Genomic DNA, 14,714 nt, shown 5'->3' on the forward strand with positions numbered 1-14,714 from the left:
CTCTTATGTCCTGACCGTCCGTCAGCCCATGTGCGGGTACGTGTAGTCGGTCGGCGGGACCAGGGTCTCCTTGATGGCGCGGGTCAGCGTCCAGCGCATCAGGTTCTGGGGGGCGCCCGCCTTGTCGTTCGTGCCCGAGGAGCGGCCGCCGCCGAAGGGCTGCTGGCCGACGACGGCACCGGTCGACTTGTCGTTGATGTAGAAGTTGCCGGCCGCGTAGCGCAGCTTGTCCATCGTGTACGCGGCGGCGGCGCGGTCGCCCGAGATGACCGAGCCGGTCAGCGCGTAGTCGGACACCGACTCCATCTGGGTCAGCATCTCGTCGTACCTGTCGTCCTCGTAGACGTGCACGGCGAGGATCGGGCCGAAGTACTCGGTGGTGAAGACCTCGTTCTCCGGGTCCGCGCACTCGATGACGGTCGGGCGGACGAAGTAGCCGGTCGAGTCGTCGTACGAGCCTCCCGCGACGATCGTGCAGGCGGGGTCCGCCTTCGCGCGGTCGATGGCCGCCTTGTTCTTGGCGAACGCGCGCTCGTCGATGACCGCGCCGATGAAGTGGGACAGGTCGGTGACGTCACCCATGGTGATGTAGTCGACCTCGGCGGCGAACTCCTCGCGGAAACCGTTGTTCCAGATCGACGCCGGGATGTACGCCCGGGAGGTTGCCGAACACTTCTGGCCCTGGTACTCGAAGGCACCGCGGGTCAGGGCGGTCTTGAGGATCGCGGGGTCGGCGCTCGGGTGGGCGACGACGAAGTCCTTGCCGCCGGTCTCGCCGACCAGGCGCGGGTAGGAGCGGTACTTCTCGATGTTGGCGCCGACCGTCTTCCACAGGTACTGGAAGGTCTTGGTCGAGCCGGTGAAGTGGATGCCGGCGAGGTCGCGGTGGGCCAGGGCGACCTTGGAGACCTCGATGCCGTCGCCGGTGACGAGGTTGATGACGCCCTTGGGCAGACCGGCCTCCTCAAGGATCTGCATGAGGAGCACGGCGGCGTGCGTCTGGGTCGGGCTCGGCTTCCACACCACCACGTTGCCCATGAGCGCGGGCGCGGTCGGCAGGTTGCCCGCGATCGCCGTGAAGTTGAACGGCGTGATCGCGTAGACGAAGCCTTCCAGCGGGCGGTGGTCGAGGCGGTTCCAGACGCCCGGGGAGTTGGCCGGGGGCTGCTCGGCGAGCAGGTCACGGGCGTACTTGACGTTGAAGCGCCAGAAGTCGACCAGCTCGCAGGGGGTGTCGATCTCGGCCTGCTGGGCGGTCTTCGACTGGCCCAGCATGGTCGAGGCGGCCAGCGTCTCGCGCCAGGGGCCGGCCAGCAGCTCGGCGGCGCGCAGGATGATCGCGGCGCGGTCGTCGAAGGACATCGCACGCCAGGCGGGCGCGGCGGCGAGGGCCGCGTCGATGGCGTCCTGGGCGTCCTGCTGGGTGGCGTTGCCGTACGTCCCGAGGACGGCCTTGTGGTTGTGCGGCTGCACGACGTCGAAGCGGTCGCCGCCGCCGAGCCGCTTCTCGCCGCCGATGGTGCACGGCAGGTCGACCGGGTTCTCGGCCAGCTCCTTCAGCTTGGCCTCCAGCCGGGCGCGTTCGGGCGAGCCGGGGGCATAGCCGTGCACCGGCTCGTTGACGGGGGTGGGGACCTGGGTCACAGCGTCCATGAGTTCCGTAACTCCTTACTGAGCGGGTGGGTCAGCCCGTGGTGATGAGGGAGCGGGCGAAGAAGCGCAAGTTGGCCGGCTTCTCCGCGAGGCGCCGCATGAAGTAGCCGTACCAGTCGGTGCCGTAGGCGGTGTAGACGCGCACGCGGTGGCCCTCGGCGGCCAGTCGCAGTTGCTCCTCGCTCCTGATGCCGTAGAGCATCTGGAACTCGTACTCGTCGAGCTTGCGCCCGGCGCGGTGGGCGAGTTCCTGGGCGATGGAGATGAGCCGGGGGTCGTGGGACCCGATCATCGGGTACCCCTCGCCCTCCATGAGGATCTTCAGGATCCGCACGTACGCTTTGTCGATCTCGTGCTTGTGCTGGTGGGCGACCTCGGCGGGCTCCTTGTACGCCCCCTTCACCAGGCGCACGCGGCTGCCGTTCTCGGCGAGGCGGCGGGCGTCGGCCTCGGTGCGGAAGAGGTAGGCCTGGATGACGCAGCCGGTCTGCGGGAAGTCCTTCCGCAGCTCCTCGTGGATCGCGAACATCGAGTCGAGGGTGGTGTGGTCCTCCGCGTCGAGCGTGACGGTCGTCCCGATGGCGGCCGCGGCCTCGACGACGGGCCGGACGTTGGCGAGAGCCAGCTCGTGCCCGCCCGCGAGCGCCTGCCCGAACATCGACAGCTTGACGGACATCTCCGCGCGGGTGCCCAGCTCCAGCTGCTTCAGCCGGTCGACCAGCTCCAGGTACGCGTCCCGCGCGGCGGCGGCCTGCCCGGGCGTGGTGATGTCCTCGCCGACGACGTCCATCGTCAGCTCCAGCCCTCTGTCCGTCAGCTCCCGGACGATCGGCACGATCTCGTCGACGGTCTCACCCGGGATGAAGCGGTCCACGACCTGCCTGGTCACCGGGGCCGCCGAGATCAGCCGTCGTATCCGGTCGCTGCGCGACGCGGCGAGAATCACGGGACCCAGCACGGGGCACCTCCACACAGGAGCAGCGGATGGCCGGAACCCGGTCATTCGGGTACGGCACGGAGAACCACCGTGAAACCTAAGGATCCCTCCGATCGTCTGCCATCGACAGCTGTCACGCATCCGTGCCGCAGATCTCAGACAGATGTATGAAGGGCGCGCGAAATGCGGGAGAATGCCCGAGTGACGACGTCGGAGTACAAGGACCACAAGGGCGAATACCAGGAACTGGTCGACGAGATCTCGGAGCTCCTCGGCGCACCCGCGACGCTGGAGAACCGTGACTTCGAGCTGATCGCCTTCGGGGCGTACGACAGCGAGGGCGAGCTGGATGCCTCCGCCCTGGACCCGGTTCGCACCCGCTCGATCCTGACCCGGCGCTCCACGGCCGCGGTCCGCACCTGGTTCGAGGGCTTCGGCATCACCCGGGCGACCGCCCCGGTCCGCATTCCGCCCACCCCGGAGGCGGGGGTGTACCGCGGACGGATCTGTCTCCCCGTACGCCATCGCGGTGTCGTCCTCGGCTACGTCTGGCTGCTGGACGACGATCCCGGGCCGACCGATCGGCAACTGACCGCCGCCATGGAGGTGACGACCCGGATCGGCGCCCTGCTCGCGGACGAGGCGCAGCACGGGGCGGACCTCTCGCGGGAACTCCGTGCGGTGCTCACCGCCGAGCGCGACTGGCAGCGCGACATGACGGTCGCCGAACTCCGCACCGCCCTCGGCCCCCGAGCCGACACCCTCCACACGGTGATCTGCGTGACCCCCTGGCCCTCCGCCGACCCGGACGACGCCCCCTCCGTCCGTACGGTCCCGGGAGCGACGGCCCTGTGCACGCTGCCCTGGGGGACGACGGCCACGGCGCTGGCCCTGCTGGTACGACTGCGCTCGGCGGACGTGATGACACCGGCGACGTCGGCGGCGGGGCGGTTGCTGGAGCGGGGGCGGGGCACCGGCGCCGCCGCCGGCATCGCGGCGGCCCGCGCCGGGCTGGTGGACCTGGGCGTCGCCTGGCGGGAGGCCGCGGCCGCCGCCCGCGCGGCCCTCGCGGAACCCCACCTCGGCCCGATCGCCGAGTGGTCGTCCATCGGCCCGTACCGCCTCCTGACCTCCCTCCCCCCGGAAACGGCCCACGACCCCGCCGTACGCGCGCTTCTGTCCCCCACCCATCGCGAACTCGCCCGCACCGCCGAGGTGTACCTCGACTGCGCGGGCCAGGCGGGCCGGACGGCGGCGGAGCTGGGGATCCACCGCCAGACGCTGTACTACCGGTTGTCGCGGGTGGAGCAGCTGACGGGGCTGGACCTGGATGACGGGGAGGACCGACTGCTGCTGCACATGGCGTTGAAAGGGGCGCGTCTCTAGGGTCAGACCCGGCTTTTGAAAACGATTGTCATCATGCTACGGTCAGCGCACACTCACCCCTTGACCGCCCCTTTACCCGGAGGGTCCCGTGCGCCTGCCCGCTCACCGCCTGCTCCCCGCCACCGCCCTCACGGCCGCCACCGCTCTGCTCACCGGCTGTTTCGCCGGGTCGGATTCGGCGACGGACGGTGAAGGGGGCGGCAAGCGAATACGTGTCGCGATGATGCAGCCCCCACGTTCCGGGCTGTCACCGCTGTCCGACGACGCGTTCAAGCTGTCCCGCTGGTCGACGGCGGAGACGCTGGTGACGCTGGACGAGGAGGGGGATGCCGAGGCCGCGCTGGCCACCAAGTGGACCCAGTCGGGGAAGAGCTGGACGTTCACCGTCAGGGACGGGGTCACCTTCCACGACGGCACGGAACTGACCGCCGAGGACGTCGTCCGCTCCCTCAGCGCGGCCGCCGGCGCCGCCCCCAAGCCCCGCATCCTCGACGGCGTCGAGCTGACGGCGAAGGCCCAGGGCGGCGACACGGTCGTCGTCACCACGGGCGACGAGGACCCCCTCGTCCCGCAGCGGCTCAGCTCCCCGCAGCTGTCGATCCTCGCGGCGAAGGCGTATCAGGGGAAGACCGTGAACCCCGTCGGCGCCGGCACCGGCCCCTTCGAGCTGACCAAGGTCAACGGCACCTCCTCAGCCACCCTCGACCGCTACGACGACTACTGGGGCGACAAGGCCAAGTCCCCCGGAATCGACGTGAAGTTCGTGCCGGACGGCACCGCCCGCGCCGCCGCCCTCCGCAGCGGCGAGGCCGACATCGTCGAGGCGGTGCCCGTGTCGCAGGCCGCACTGCTGGACGAGGACCTGATCACCGAGGTCCCGATGCCGCGCACCAACACCCTGTACCTCAACACCGAGAAGGGCGCCTTCAAGGACGCCTCGCTGCGTGCCGCCGCCCGCGAGGCGATCGACGCCAAGTCGCTCGTAGAAGGCGTGTACGAGGGTCGCGCCGACGTCGCCGAGGGGCTGCTGGGCCCCGCGCTGCCGTGGGCGGCCGAGATCCGCAAGCCGGTGACACGGACCAAGGCGGGCGCCCCCTCCGGGAAGACCATCACCATCGGCACCTACACCGACCGGGCCGAACTGCCCGAGGTGGCCGCGGCCCTGCAACAGCAGCTGCAGAAGGCGGGGTTCAAGGTGAAGCTGGACATCCGCGAATACGCGAACATCGAGTCCGACGCCCTGGCCGGCGAGTTCGACGCGTTCATCCTGTCCCGGGCCACCGTCCTCGACTCCGGCGACCCGGTCGCCTACCTGCACAGCGACTTCGCCTCCGACGGCTCCTTCGCCCTCTCCCAGCTCGCCGACTCCTCCGTGGACCAGGCGGTACAGAAGTCCGGCGAGGCCAAGGTCGGTGACACCCGCCGCGCGGCGATCATCGCCGCCGAGGCCGCCGTGCTCGCCACCGACGCGGCCGTGCCGATGCTCCACGAGCGGGTGATCCAGGGCGACGCCACCGGCGTCGTCGGCGCCGCTCACGACCCGCGCGAGCGCGAGCTCGTCACCGCGGACACGTACGTCAAGTGAAGCCGACCGCAGCCGGGATGACCCGGGTCCTGTGCCTCCTTGGGGTCCTGACCGCCGTGGGCCTGCTGCCCTGGCTCTCCGGCAAGGACCCGGCGCTGACCGTACTGCGCGCGCGGTCCGCCGAGCAGGAGGCGACCCCCGAGGCCCTGGACGCCATACGGCGGGACCTCGGGCTGGACGAGGGCCCCCTCTCGATGCTGGGCGGTTGGGCGGCCGACCTGCTGCGCGGCGATCTCGGCACGTCCTGGGTGTCGGGGAGCGAGGTGCTGCCGTCCGTGGTCTCCGGACTCCAGGTCTCGCTGGGGCTGATGGGCGCGGCACTGGGCGTGGCGCTGCTGCTGTCCGTCGTCCTGGTCGCGCCCGTGCTGGTGCGGGGGCGGGGCTCGGCCGGGGCCTTCGCCGCGATGCTGGCCGCCGTGCCCGAGTTCCTGCTGGCCACGATCGCGTTGCTGGTGTGCGGGGTGTGGCTGGGCTGGCTGCCGACGTCCGGGTGGGTGGGGCCCGAGTACATGGTCCTGCCCGCGCTCGCCCTCGGTGTTCCGGCGGGCGGCCTGCTCGGCCGGCTGGTCGCGGACGCGCTGCCCGCCGTACTGGACGAGCGGTGGGTGGAGCTGTGGCGGGGCGCGGGAGTCAACCGCGCCCGGATCGCGGGAGCCGCCCTGCGGCGCGTACTGCCGCCGCTGGTCCCGCAGTTCGGGATGGCCGCCGTCGGTCTCACCGGGGGCGCGGTCGCCGTTGAGGTGGTGTTCGCGGTGCCCGGCATCGGGCGCACGGCCCTCGGTGCGGCCAGGTCACAGGACCTGCCGCTGCTCCAGGGCGCGATCCTCGCCCTCCTCGCCCTCGGCCTTGTCACCGGCGCGCTGGCCGCTCTGCTGCGGCGCCGGCTGCTGGGCCCTGCCCTGCGTGACGCCGGGCTGGCCCTGCCGCCGGTCCGTCCGGTCCGTACCCACCCCGCGATCCCGTTGACCTTGCTCACCGTGCTTGCCGTGGCCATCGGCTGGGGCCTGCTGCGCGACCCCTACGCGATCGACACGACGGCCCGCCTCGCCGCGCCCTCCTGGTCACACCCGCTCGGCACCGACGGCCTCGGCCGTGATGTGCTCGCCCGTCTCGGCCACGGGGCCGCCTCGACCGTCGGCACGGCGGCGGCCGTCGGGCTGCTCGGGCTGCTGATCGCACTGACGCTGGGTTTCCTGCCGGGCGTGGCCACCGGAGCCGCCGACATCGCCAACGCCCTGCCCCCGGTGATCGTCGGCATCCTGGTCGCGGCGGCCGTGGGACCCGGCACCGGCGGCGCCGCCCTCGCGGTCACCCTGCTGTCCTGGCCCGCGCTGTCGGCGCACGCGGCGGCCCTGGTGCAGGAGGTACGCGCGTCGGCATTCCTGACCGCCCAACGCGCCATCGGCGCACCCCCGTTGTGGATCCTCACCCGGCACATCCTGCCGTCGGTGGCCGGCCCCGTCGCCCGGCACGCCCTCCTGCGTCTGCCCGGCATCGCCCTCGCCCTGGCCTCCCTCGGCTTCCTCGGGCTCGGCGCCCAGCCGCCCGCCCCCGAGTGGGGCCTGCTCCTCGACGAGTCCCGCGCCTACGTGGAACGCGCCCCGTGGGCGGCCCTCGCCCCGGCGGTGGCACTGGCCCTGCTGGCCGGCCTCGCCGTGTCTGGAGCGGCGTACGCGCAGGGCCGTCGCAGCCCCCGGCGGGTCACGAAGAAGCGTGTCACGACGAAGAAGGAGGCCCTCGTTGCAGCCTGAGGCACTGCTCTCGGTACGCGATCTCCGCATCGCCTTCGACGGCGTCGAGGCCGTCCGCGGCCTGTCCTTCGACGTCCGCCCGCGCGAAGTCCTCGCCGTGGTCGGCGAGTCGGGCGCGGGGAAGTCCCTCACGGCCCGCGCCCTGCTCGGCATGCTCCCACCGGGCGCGACGGTCGGCGGGAGCATCCGGCTCCTGGGCAAGACCGACCTCGCCGCCCAGCGCGGCCGCCGTATCGCCCTCGTCCCGCAGGACGCCCTCTCCGCGCTCTCCCCCGTGCACCGGGTGGGCGACCAACTCGCCGCCGCCGTACGGTCGGTGGCCCGTGTCTCCCGGAAGGAAGCCCGGGCCCGGGCGGTGGCCGCGCTCGACCGCGTCGGCATCCCGGACGCCACTCGAAAGGCCCGCGCCTATCCGCACGAGTTCTCCGGCGGCATGCGGCAGCGCGCGGTGATCGCGATGGCGACCATCAACGAACCGGACGTCCTCGTCGCCGACGAACCGACCACCGCGCTGGACGAGGAGCGCCGCGACCAGGTGCTCCGGGTGCTCGGCGAGCAGCGCGAGGCGGTCGGGGCGGCGCTCGTCCTGGTCACCCACGACCTGGACGTCGTACGCCAGCACGCGGACCGCGCGCTGGTGATGTACGCCGGGCGCCTGACCGAACTCGGTCCGGCGGACGAGGTGTTGACCCGGCCCCTGGCTCCCTACACGGCGGGCCTCCTGGCCTCACTCCCCGAACACGCGCGCGGCCGCCGTCTGCCCACGCTCCCCGGTACCCCGCCCGCCCCGGGCGCCCTGCCCGCGGGCTGTGCCTTCGCGCCGCGCTGCCCGCTCGCTGCGGAGGCCTGCCACCACGAGGAGCCGGAGCCTGTCCCGGTGGACGAGCGGCTGGTCGCCTGCCACCGATGGGCAGAAGTCCCGGACCTCGCCGTCGAGTTGTTCATGGAGAAACCGCATGCCTCTTCTTCTTGAGGTCCGCGACCTCGTCGTCCGCTACGGACCGGTCACGGCGGTGGACCATGTCTCCTTCTCCCTGAAGGCCGGCGAGACCCTCGCCCTCAACGGCCCCTCCGGCTGCGGCAAGTCCTCCACGGCGCTGGCGGTACTGCAACTGCGCCGCCCGGACGGCGGCGAAGTCGGCTTCGAGGGCCGGGAGTTGACCACCCTGACCGAACGCGAGCTGCGCCCTCTCCGCCCGCGCATACAGCCCGTCTTCCAGGATCCGTACGGCTCCCTCAGCCCCCGCCACCGCATCCGCGACGCCGTCGCGGAACCGCTGAAGGTCCAGGGCCGCTGGAACGCGGAGACCGGCCCCGCCCGCGTGGCCGAACTCCTCGACCGGGTCGGCCTCGACCCGTCGTACGGCGACCGTCACCCGCACGAACTCTCCGGCGGCCAGTGCCAGCGCGCCGGCATCGCCCGCGCGCTCGCCTCCGAGCCGCGCCTGCTGATCCTCGACGAACCGGTGTCGGCCCTCGACCCGTCCGTGCGGGCCGGCGTGCTGAACCTGCTCGCCGACCTCCAGGACGAGCTGGGGCTCGGCTACCTGTTCATCTGCCACGACCGGGCGGTCGTACGGCACTTCGCGGACCGGGTGATCGAGATGCGGGACGGGCGGGTCAGCTCTTCGTAGCTCCGGCGATCACCTGGCGCAGCCCTTCCGTGAGTTGCTCCGCGCCGGGTGCGGTCTCGGGGTCGAAGCTCCACTGCGCGATGAGGCCGGTCATCAGGGTCACGTAGAACAGGCCGAGGGTGTCCGCGGTCTCGTCGGAGACGTCCTCCTCGCGCCCGCCCATGAGCAGCGGGACAAGCCCGCGCCCGGCCTCGCGCTGGGCGCGCGCCAGGTGGTCGCGCACCTCGGGCATCTGGTCTCCCATGGCCACGACCTCCATGCTGAGGTGCCAGATGGAGCCCGGCTTCCGCATGGTGCCGACGATGTTCGACCACACCTCCTGGAACCGTTCGAGGGAGCCGGGCTCGGCGCTCAGGCCGGCCCCGTCCCCCTCGAAGGCATCGCCCATGTCCTCGACGAGCAAGACGTAGGCCTGCGCGAGCAGCGCGCCCTTCGAGCCGTAGTGGTAGCCGATGGACGCCAGGTTCGTCCCCGACTCCTTGACGATGTCGCGTGCCGTCGTGCGGGCGAAGCCCTTCTGCAGGAGGCAGCGCTTGGCGCCTTCGAGCAGATCCTCACGGTGTCCCATGCGAGCCACCTTACCGCCGCCGCATACAACTGTCCCAGACGTTCGTCTTATACAGCCGTTCTAGACAAGCGTTTAGGACGCGCGTACATTCCTCCGCATGACGACGAACCCGACGAGCACTTCCGTGGGCCTCCGAGCCGGGCGCCGCGAATGGACCGCCTTCGGCGTGCTGATGCTTCCGCTGCTGCTGGTCTCCATGGATGTCTCGGTCCTCTACTTCGCGATCCCGGCGATCAGCGCGGACCTGGAACCGAGCGGCACCCAGCAGCTGTGGATCTTCGACATCTACGCCTTCGTGCTGGCCGGCCTGCTGATGACGATGGGCTCACTCGGCGACCGCATCGGCCACCGCAGGCTCCTCCTGATCGGCGCCGCCGCCTTCGGCGCGGCCTCGCTGGTGGCGGCGTACGCGCACAGCGCCGAGACCCTCATCGCGGCCCGCGCGGTCCTCGGCATCGGCGGCGCGACCCTGATGCCGTCGACGATCGCGCTGACCCGCACGATGTTCACCGACCCCGGCCAGCGCGCGAAGGCGATCGGCATGTGGTCCGGCGTGATGACGGCCGGCATCGCACTCGGCTCGGTGATGAGCGGTGTGCTGGTCGAGTACTTCTGGTGGGGTTCGGTCTTCCTGGTCAACCTGCCCGCGATGACACTGCTGCTGCTCCTCGGGCGGGTACTGCTCCCCGAGTCGAAGAACCCTGTTCCCGGCCGCTTCGACTGGCCGAGCGTTCCGCTGTCGATGGCCGCCGTGCTCCCCGTGGTCTACGGCCTCAAAGAGATCCCGTCCGAGGGCTGGAACGTCCGCTACGTCGTCTCGATCACCGTCGGTCTGCTCTTCGCGGCCCTCTTCGTCCACCGCCAGCGCACCGCCGCCTCGCCGATGATCTCCCCCGCCCTGTTCCGCGGCCGCGGCTTCGCACCCGCCGTGGCCCTGAACCTGGTCTCGGCGTTCGGGATCATGGGGTCGGCCTACTTCACCACGCAGTACCTGCAGTCGGTGCTCGACAAGAGCGCGCTGGAGGCGGCCCTGTGGGCGCTGCTGCCGTCGCTACCCATCGCGGCGGCGGCCCCGGTCGCCGCCGCCCTGGTCCAGCGGGGCGTCGACCGCGCCCACGTCGTCACCGCGGGCTTCGCGATCTCAGCGGGCGGCTTCGCACTGCTGTCCCTCGCCGGCACGGACTCGATGTGGCTGGTGCTGGCCGCGTGCGCTGTGCTCGCCGTCGGCGGCGTCATCGTGATGTCCCAGCTCATGGACCTCGCGATGGGCACCGCCCCGGTGGAGCGGGCGGGCTCCGCCTCCTCGCTGATGGAGACGGGCGCGGAGTTCGGCGGCGCGCTGGGCATGGCGGTGCTCGGAGCGATCGGTGCGGCGGTCTACCGGCACGAGATTCCGGGCTCGGCGCCCGACGTGGCCCACGAGACGCTGGGCGGGGCGCTGGCCGTGGCCGACCAGGTGCCCGGGCTGGCCACGGCCGCTCGGGAGGCGTTCACCAGTGGGATGCAGGGGGCGGCGATCGCGGGAGCGGTGGTCTTGGCGGGGGCGGCCGTGCTGGCGGCGGTGACGCTGCGGCGGGTCCAGGTGCGGGAGGAGACTCCGGAGCCGGAAAAGGTCCTGGCATGACAGAAGCCGGGTGAACCGAGATCTCTCGGCTCACCCGGCTTCCTGCCGTCACACGTCCTCAAACGCCGTCGAACGCCGTCGAACGTCAGACCAGGTTCACCGCGCGGGCCGACGTCGCGCCGATCTCCGCCTCGACCTCGGCCAGCACCCCGGCGGGCACGGTGTCGTCCACGGTCAGCACGGCCAGCGCCTCGCCGCCCGCCACCGCCCGCGACACCTGCATGCCGGCGATGTTGATGCCGGCCTCGCCGAAGACGCGGCCGACGGTGCCGACGACGCCCGGACGGTCCTCGTACCGCAGGACGACCATGTGGTCGGCGAGCGCGAGGTCGACGTCGTACTCGCCGACCGCGACGAGCTTCTGCAGGTGCTTGGGGCCGGCCAGCGTGCCGGAGACCGCGACCTCCTCGCCGCTGCCGAGCGTGCCGCGCACGGTCACCACGTTGCGGTGGTCGGCGGACTCCGAGCTCGTCGTCAGGCGAACCTCGACACCGCGCTCCTGCGCGAACAGCGGGGCGTTGACGTACGACACGGTCTCGTCGACGACGTCCTCGAAGACACCCTTGAGGGCGCTGAGCTCCAGCACCTTCACGTCGTGCTGGGTGATCTCGCCGTACACCTCGACGTCGAGGCGGACCGCGACCTCACCGGCGAGCGCCGTGAAGATCCGGCCGAGGCGCTCGGCGAGCGGCAGGCCCGGCTTGACGTCCTCGGCGATGACGCCGCCCTGGACGTTGACCGCGTCCGGGACCAGCTCGCCGGCGAGGGCCAGGCGCACCGACCTGGCGACGGCGATACCGGCCTTCTCCTGCGCCTCGTCGGTGGACGCGCCGAGGTGCGGGGTACAGACGACCTGGTCGAGCTCGAACAGCGGGGAGTCCGTGCAGGGCTCCTTCGCGTACACGTCCAGGCCGGCGCCGGCGACGCGGCCCTCCTTGAGCGCCGAGTACAGCGCCTCCTCGTCGACGATCCCGCCGCGCGCGGCGTTGACGATGCGCACGCTCGGCTTGACCTTGTGCAGCGCCTCGTTGCCGATGAGACCGAGGGTCTCGGGGGTCTTCGGCAGGTGCACGGTGATGAAGTCCGCGACCTCGAGCAGCTCGTCCAGCGACAGCACCTTGACGCCCATCTGCGCGGCCCGCGCGGGCTGCACGTAGGGGTCGTAGGCGACGACCTTCATGCCGAAGGCCGACATCCGCTGGGCGACGAGCGCGCCGATACGGCCCAGACCCACGACACCGAGGGTCTTCTCCGCGAGCTCGACACCCGTGTATTTGCTGCGCTTCCACTCGCCGTTCTTCAGGGCGGTGTTGGCCTGCGGGATGTGGCGCGCGGTGGCGAGCAGGAGGCCGCAGGCCAGCTCGGCGGCGGTCACGATGTTCGAGGTGGGGGCGTTGACGACCATGACGCCGGCCTTGGTGGCGGCGGAGACGTCGACGTTGTCCAGGCCGACGCCGGCTCGCGCGACGACCTTCAGCTTGTTCGCGGCGGCGACGGCCTCGGCGTCGACCTTGGTGGCCGAGCGGATCAGGATCGCGTCGACGTCGGCGATGGCGGGCAGCAGCTCGGCCCGGTCCGCGCCGTTGACGTGCCGGATCTCGAAGTCCGGGCCCAGGGCGTCGACGGTCGCGGGCGACAGCTCTTCAGCGATGAGTACGACAGGTTTCGAGCTCACGTGAGTCCTCACAGGTCCATTGCGGACGGCCGTCCCGACGGCCGCAGGCGGTGGAGGGTAGCCGCGTGGAAGACGCACGACGCTGTGGGCCCGACGCGTATGTAATGCAGCAGTCTAGTGCCGCGACGGAGGTCGTCCTGCGCCTCCACGGAAGGATCACTCGTCCGTGGCTGGACGCCGTGGACGAGCGGTAACCGGTGGTTCGGCGACGGGGCCGCGGCGATGCGCCGCGGCCCCGGCCCTACGGCCTACGCCTCGTCGTCGTTCACCCACGACATCAGCTTGCGCAGCTCCTTGCCGGTGGTCTCCAGCAGGGAGTCGGCGTCCTGCTGCTTGTACTCGTTGTACTTCTTCAGACCGCCGTGGTACTCGGCCATCCACTCACGGGCGAAGGTGCCGTCCTGGATCTCGGCGAGGACCTTCTTCATCTCGGCCTTGGTGGCGTCCGTGATGATCCGCGGGCCGGTGACGTAGTCGCCCCACTCGGCGGTCTCGGAGACCGACCAGCGCATCTTGTCCAGGCCGCCCTCGTACATGAGGTCGACGATCAGCTTCAGCTCGTGCAGGCACTCGAAGTAGGCGATCTCCGGCTGGTAGCCCGCCTCGGTCAGCGTCTCGAAACCGGCCTTGACCAGCGCGGCCGTACCACCGCACAGGACGACCTGCTCACCGAACAGGTCGGTCTCGGTCTCCTCGGTGAAGGTCGTCTTGATGACGCCGGCGCGGGTGCCGCCGATGCCCTTCGCGTACGAGAGAGCCAGCTCGAAGGCGCTGCCGGTCGCGTCCTGCTCGACCGCCGCGATACAGGGAACGCCGCGGCCCTCCTCGTACTGGCGGCGCACCAGGTGGCCCGGGCCCTTGGGGGCGACCATGCAGACGTCGATGCCGGCCGGGGGCTTGATGAAGTCGAAGCGGATGTTCAGGCCGTGGCCGAAGAAGAGGGCGTCGCCGTCCTTGAGGTTGTCCTTGATGGACTCCTCGTAGACCTGGGCCTGGATCGGGTCCGGGACCAGGATCATGATGACGTCGGCCTCGGTGGCGGCCTCGGCCGGGGTGACCACGCGCAGGCCCTGCTCCTCGGCCTTCGCCTTGGACTTGGAGCCCTCGTGCAGACCGACACGCACGTCGACACCCGAGTCACGGAGCGACAGCGCGTGGGCGTGGCCCTGGCTGCCGTAACCGATGACCGCGACCTTGCGGCCCTGGATGATGGACAGGTCGGCGTCGGCGTCGTAGAACAGCTCGGCCACTTTGGGTTCTCTCCTTGTGTGCAGGTGTTGCGTCCCACCGTATGACGGCGGGCGGAAGTCGAGTTTCGGGGTCTCGGTATACGGGCGGTCGGTGGTCGCCGACCGCCCGTTCTCGTTGTTAGGCGGACCGGTCCAGGGCGCGCAGCGACCGGTCGGTGATCGAACGCGAACCGCGGCCGATCGCGATCGTGCCGGACTGCACGAGCTCCTTGATGCCGAACGGCTCCAGCATCTTGAGCATCGCCGACAGCTTGTCGCCGCTGCCGGTGGCCTCGATGGTGACGGCCTCCGGGGAGACGTCGACCGTCTTGGCGCGGAACAGCTGGACGATCTCGACGATCTGGGAGCGCGTCTCGTTGTCGGCGCGCACCTTCACCAGAACGAGTTCCCGCTGAACGGCGGATCCGGCCTCCAGCTCGACGATCTTCAGCACGTTGACGAGCTTGTTGAGCTGCTTGGTGACCTGTTCGAGCGGCAGTTCCTCGATCACGTTCACCACGATGGTGATACGGGAGATCTCGGGGTGCTCGGTGACGCCGACGGCGAGCGAGTCGATGTTGAAGCCGCGGCGGGAGAACAGGGCGGCGATCCGGGCGAGGATGCCGGGCTTGTTCTCCACCAGGACGGAGAGCGTGTGCTTGGACATGTCTC

Annotated in this window: 12 protein-coding genes; 6 read left to right on the top strand and 6 right to left on the bottom strand. The window is 71.1% G+C overall.

What is annotated here, in order from left to right; all coding sequences use genetic code 11:
* Positions 1 to 21 precede the first annotated feature (21 nt).
* Positions 22 to 1,653 carry an L-glutamate gamma-semialdehyde dehydrogenase gene (gene pruA / locus AC5P09_RS05755; protein ID WP_493872735.1) on the bottom strand — a complete coding sequence of 544 codons (1,632 nt, stop codon included), beginning with the start codon at positions 1,651 to 1,653 and terminating at the stop codon, positions 22 to 24.
* Between the two features lie 31 nt (positions 1,654 to 1,684).
* Positions 1,685 to 2,611, bottom strand: a complete 927-nt coding sequence (locus AC5P09_RS05760; protein ID WP_493872736.1) for a proline dehydrogenase family protein — start codon at positions 2,609 to 2,611, stop codon at positions 1,685 to 1,687.
* A gap of 162 nt (positions 2,612 to 2,773) precedes the next feature.
* Here AC5P09_RS05760 and AC5P09_RS05765 point away from each other — a divergent pair, with 162 nt between their 5' ends.
* From AC5P09_RS05765 to AC5P09_RS05785, 5 genes are all read left to right on the top strand, one after another.
* Positions 2,774 to 3,976 (top strand): helix-turn-helix domain-containing protein, encoded by a 1,203-nt coding sequence (locus AC5P09_RS05765; RefSeq protein WP_493872737.1) that lies wholly within the window; start codon positions 2,774 to 2,776, stop codon positions 3,974 to 3,976.
* A gap of 88 nt (positions 3,977 to 4,064) precedes the next feature.
* Positions 4,065 to 5,561 carry an ABC transporter substrate-binding protein gene (locus AC5P09_RS05770; protein WP_493872738.1) on the top strand — a complete coding sequence of 499 codons (1,497 nt, stop codon included), beginning with the start codon at positions 4,065 to 4,067 and terminating at the stop codon, positions 5,559 to 5,561.
* Between the two features lie 17 nt (positions 5,562 to 5,578).
* Entirely contained in the window at positions 5,579 to 7,312 is a 1,734-nt protein-coding gene (locus tag AC5P09_RS05775) for an ABC transporter permease subunit (RefSeq protein ID WP_493872785.1), read from the top strand.
* Entirely contained in the window at positions 7,302 to 8,285 is a 984-nt protein-coding gene (locus AC5P09_RS05780) for an ABC transporter ATP-binding protein (RefSeq protein WP_493872739.1), read from the top strand. The genes AC5P09_RS05775 and AC5P09_RS05780 overlap by 11 nt, the downstream gene beginning before the upstream one ends.
* Positions 8,269 to 8,946, top strand: a complete 678-nt coding sequence (locus AC5P09_RS05785; protein ID WP_493872740.1) for an ATP-binding cassette domain-containing protein — start codon at positions 8,269 to 8,271, stop codon at positions 8,944 to 8,946. The genes AC5P09_RS05780 and AC5P09_RS05785 overlap by 17 nt, the downstream gene beginning before the upstream one ends.
* Here the strand turns inward: AC5P09_RS05785 and AC5P09_RS05790 are convergent.
* Positions 8,933 to 9,514 carry a TetR/AcrR family transcriptional regulator gene (locus AC5P09_RS05790; protein WP_493872741.1) on the bottom strand — a complete coding sequence of 194 codons (582 nt, stop codon included), beginning with the start codon at positions 9,512 to 9,514 and terminating at the stop codon, positions 8,933 to 8,935. The genes AC5P09_RS05785 and AC5P09_RS05790 overlap by 14 nt on opposite strands.
* Positions 9,515 to 9,611: 97 nt before the next feature.
* On the opposite strand from AC5P09_RS05790, the gene AC5P09_RS05795 reads away from it, so the two are divergent.
* Entirely contained in the window at positions 9,612 to 11,138 is a 1,527-nt protein-coding gene (locus tag AC5P09_RS05795) for an MFS transporter (protein WP_493872742.1), read from the top strand.
* A gap of 85 nt (positions 11,139 to 11,223) precedes the next feature.
* Here AC5P09_RS05795 and serA read toward each other — a convergent pair whose 3' ends face one another.
* The 3 genes from serA to ilvN form a co-directional block, all read right to left on the bottom strand.
* Positions 11,224 to 12,813, bottom strand: a complete 1,590-nt coding sequence (gene serA / locus AC5P09_RS05800) for a phosphoglycerate dehydrogenase (protein WP_307677478.1) — start codon at positions 12,811 to 12,813, stop codon at positions 11,224 to 11,226.
* Between the two features lie 248 nt (positions 12,814 to 13,061).
* A complete protein-coding gene (gene ilvC / locus AC5P09_RS05805) occupies positions 13,062 to 14,063 on the bottom strand; it encodes a ketol-acid reductoisomerase (protein ID WP_493872743.1) in 1,002 nt (333 codons plus the stop codon).
* Between the two features lie 118 nt (positions 14,064 to 14,181).
* A complete protein-coding gene (gene ilvN, locus AC5P09_RS05810) occupies positions 14,182 to 14,709 on the bottom strand; it encodes an acetolactate synthase small subunit (RefSeq protein ID WP_493872744.1) in 528 nt (175 codons plus the stop codon).
* Positions 14,710 to 14,714 lie beyond the last annotated feature (5 nt).

The organism is Streptomyces sp. a15 (assembly GCF_059026085.1).

What these genes read in the sequence shown, in the direction of transcription:
- pruA (WP_493872735.1), bottom strand. Translation starts at nt 1,653, where the DNA reads ATGGACGCTGTGACCCAGGTCCCCACCCCCGTCAACGAGCCGGTGCAC.
- AC5P09_RS05765 (WP_493872737.1), top strand. Translation starts at nt 2,774, where the DNA reads ATGCGGGAGAATGCCCGAGTGACGACGTCGGAGTACAAGGACCACAAG.
- AC5P09_RS05775 (WP_493872785.1), top strand. Translation starts at nt 5,579, where the DNA reads ATGACCCGGGTCCTGTGCCTCCTTGGGGTCCTGACCGCCGTGGGCCTG.
- AC5P09_RS05785 (WP_493872740.1), top strand. Translation starts at nt 8,269, where the DNA reads ATGCCTCTTCTTCTTGAGGTCCGCGACCTCGTCGTCCGCTACGGACCG.
- AC5P09_RS05790 (WP_493872741.1), bottom strand. Translation starts at nt 9,514, where the DNA reads ATGGGACACCGTGAGGATCTGCTCGAAGGCGCCAAGCGCTGCCTCCTG.
- AC5P09_RS05795 (WP_493872742.1), top strand. Translation starts at nt 9,612, where the DNA reads ATGACGACGAACCCGACGAGCACTTCCGTGGGCCTCCGAGCCGGGCGC.
- ilvN (WP_493872744.1), bottom strand. Translation starts at nt 14,709, where the DNA reads ATGTCCAAGCACACGCTCTCCGTCCTGGTGGAGAACAAGCCCGGCATC.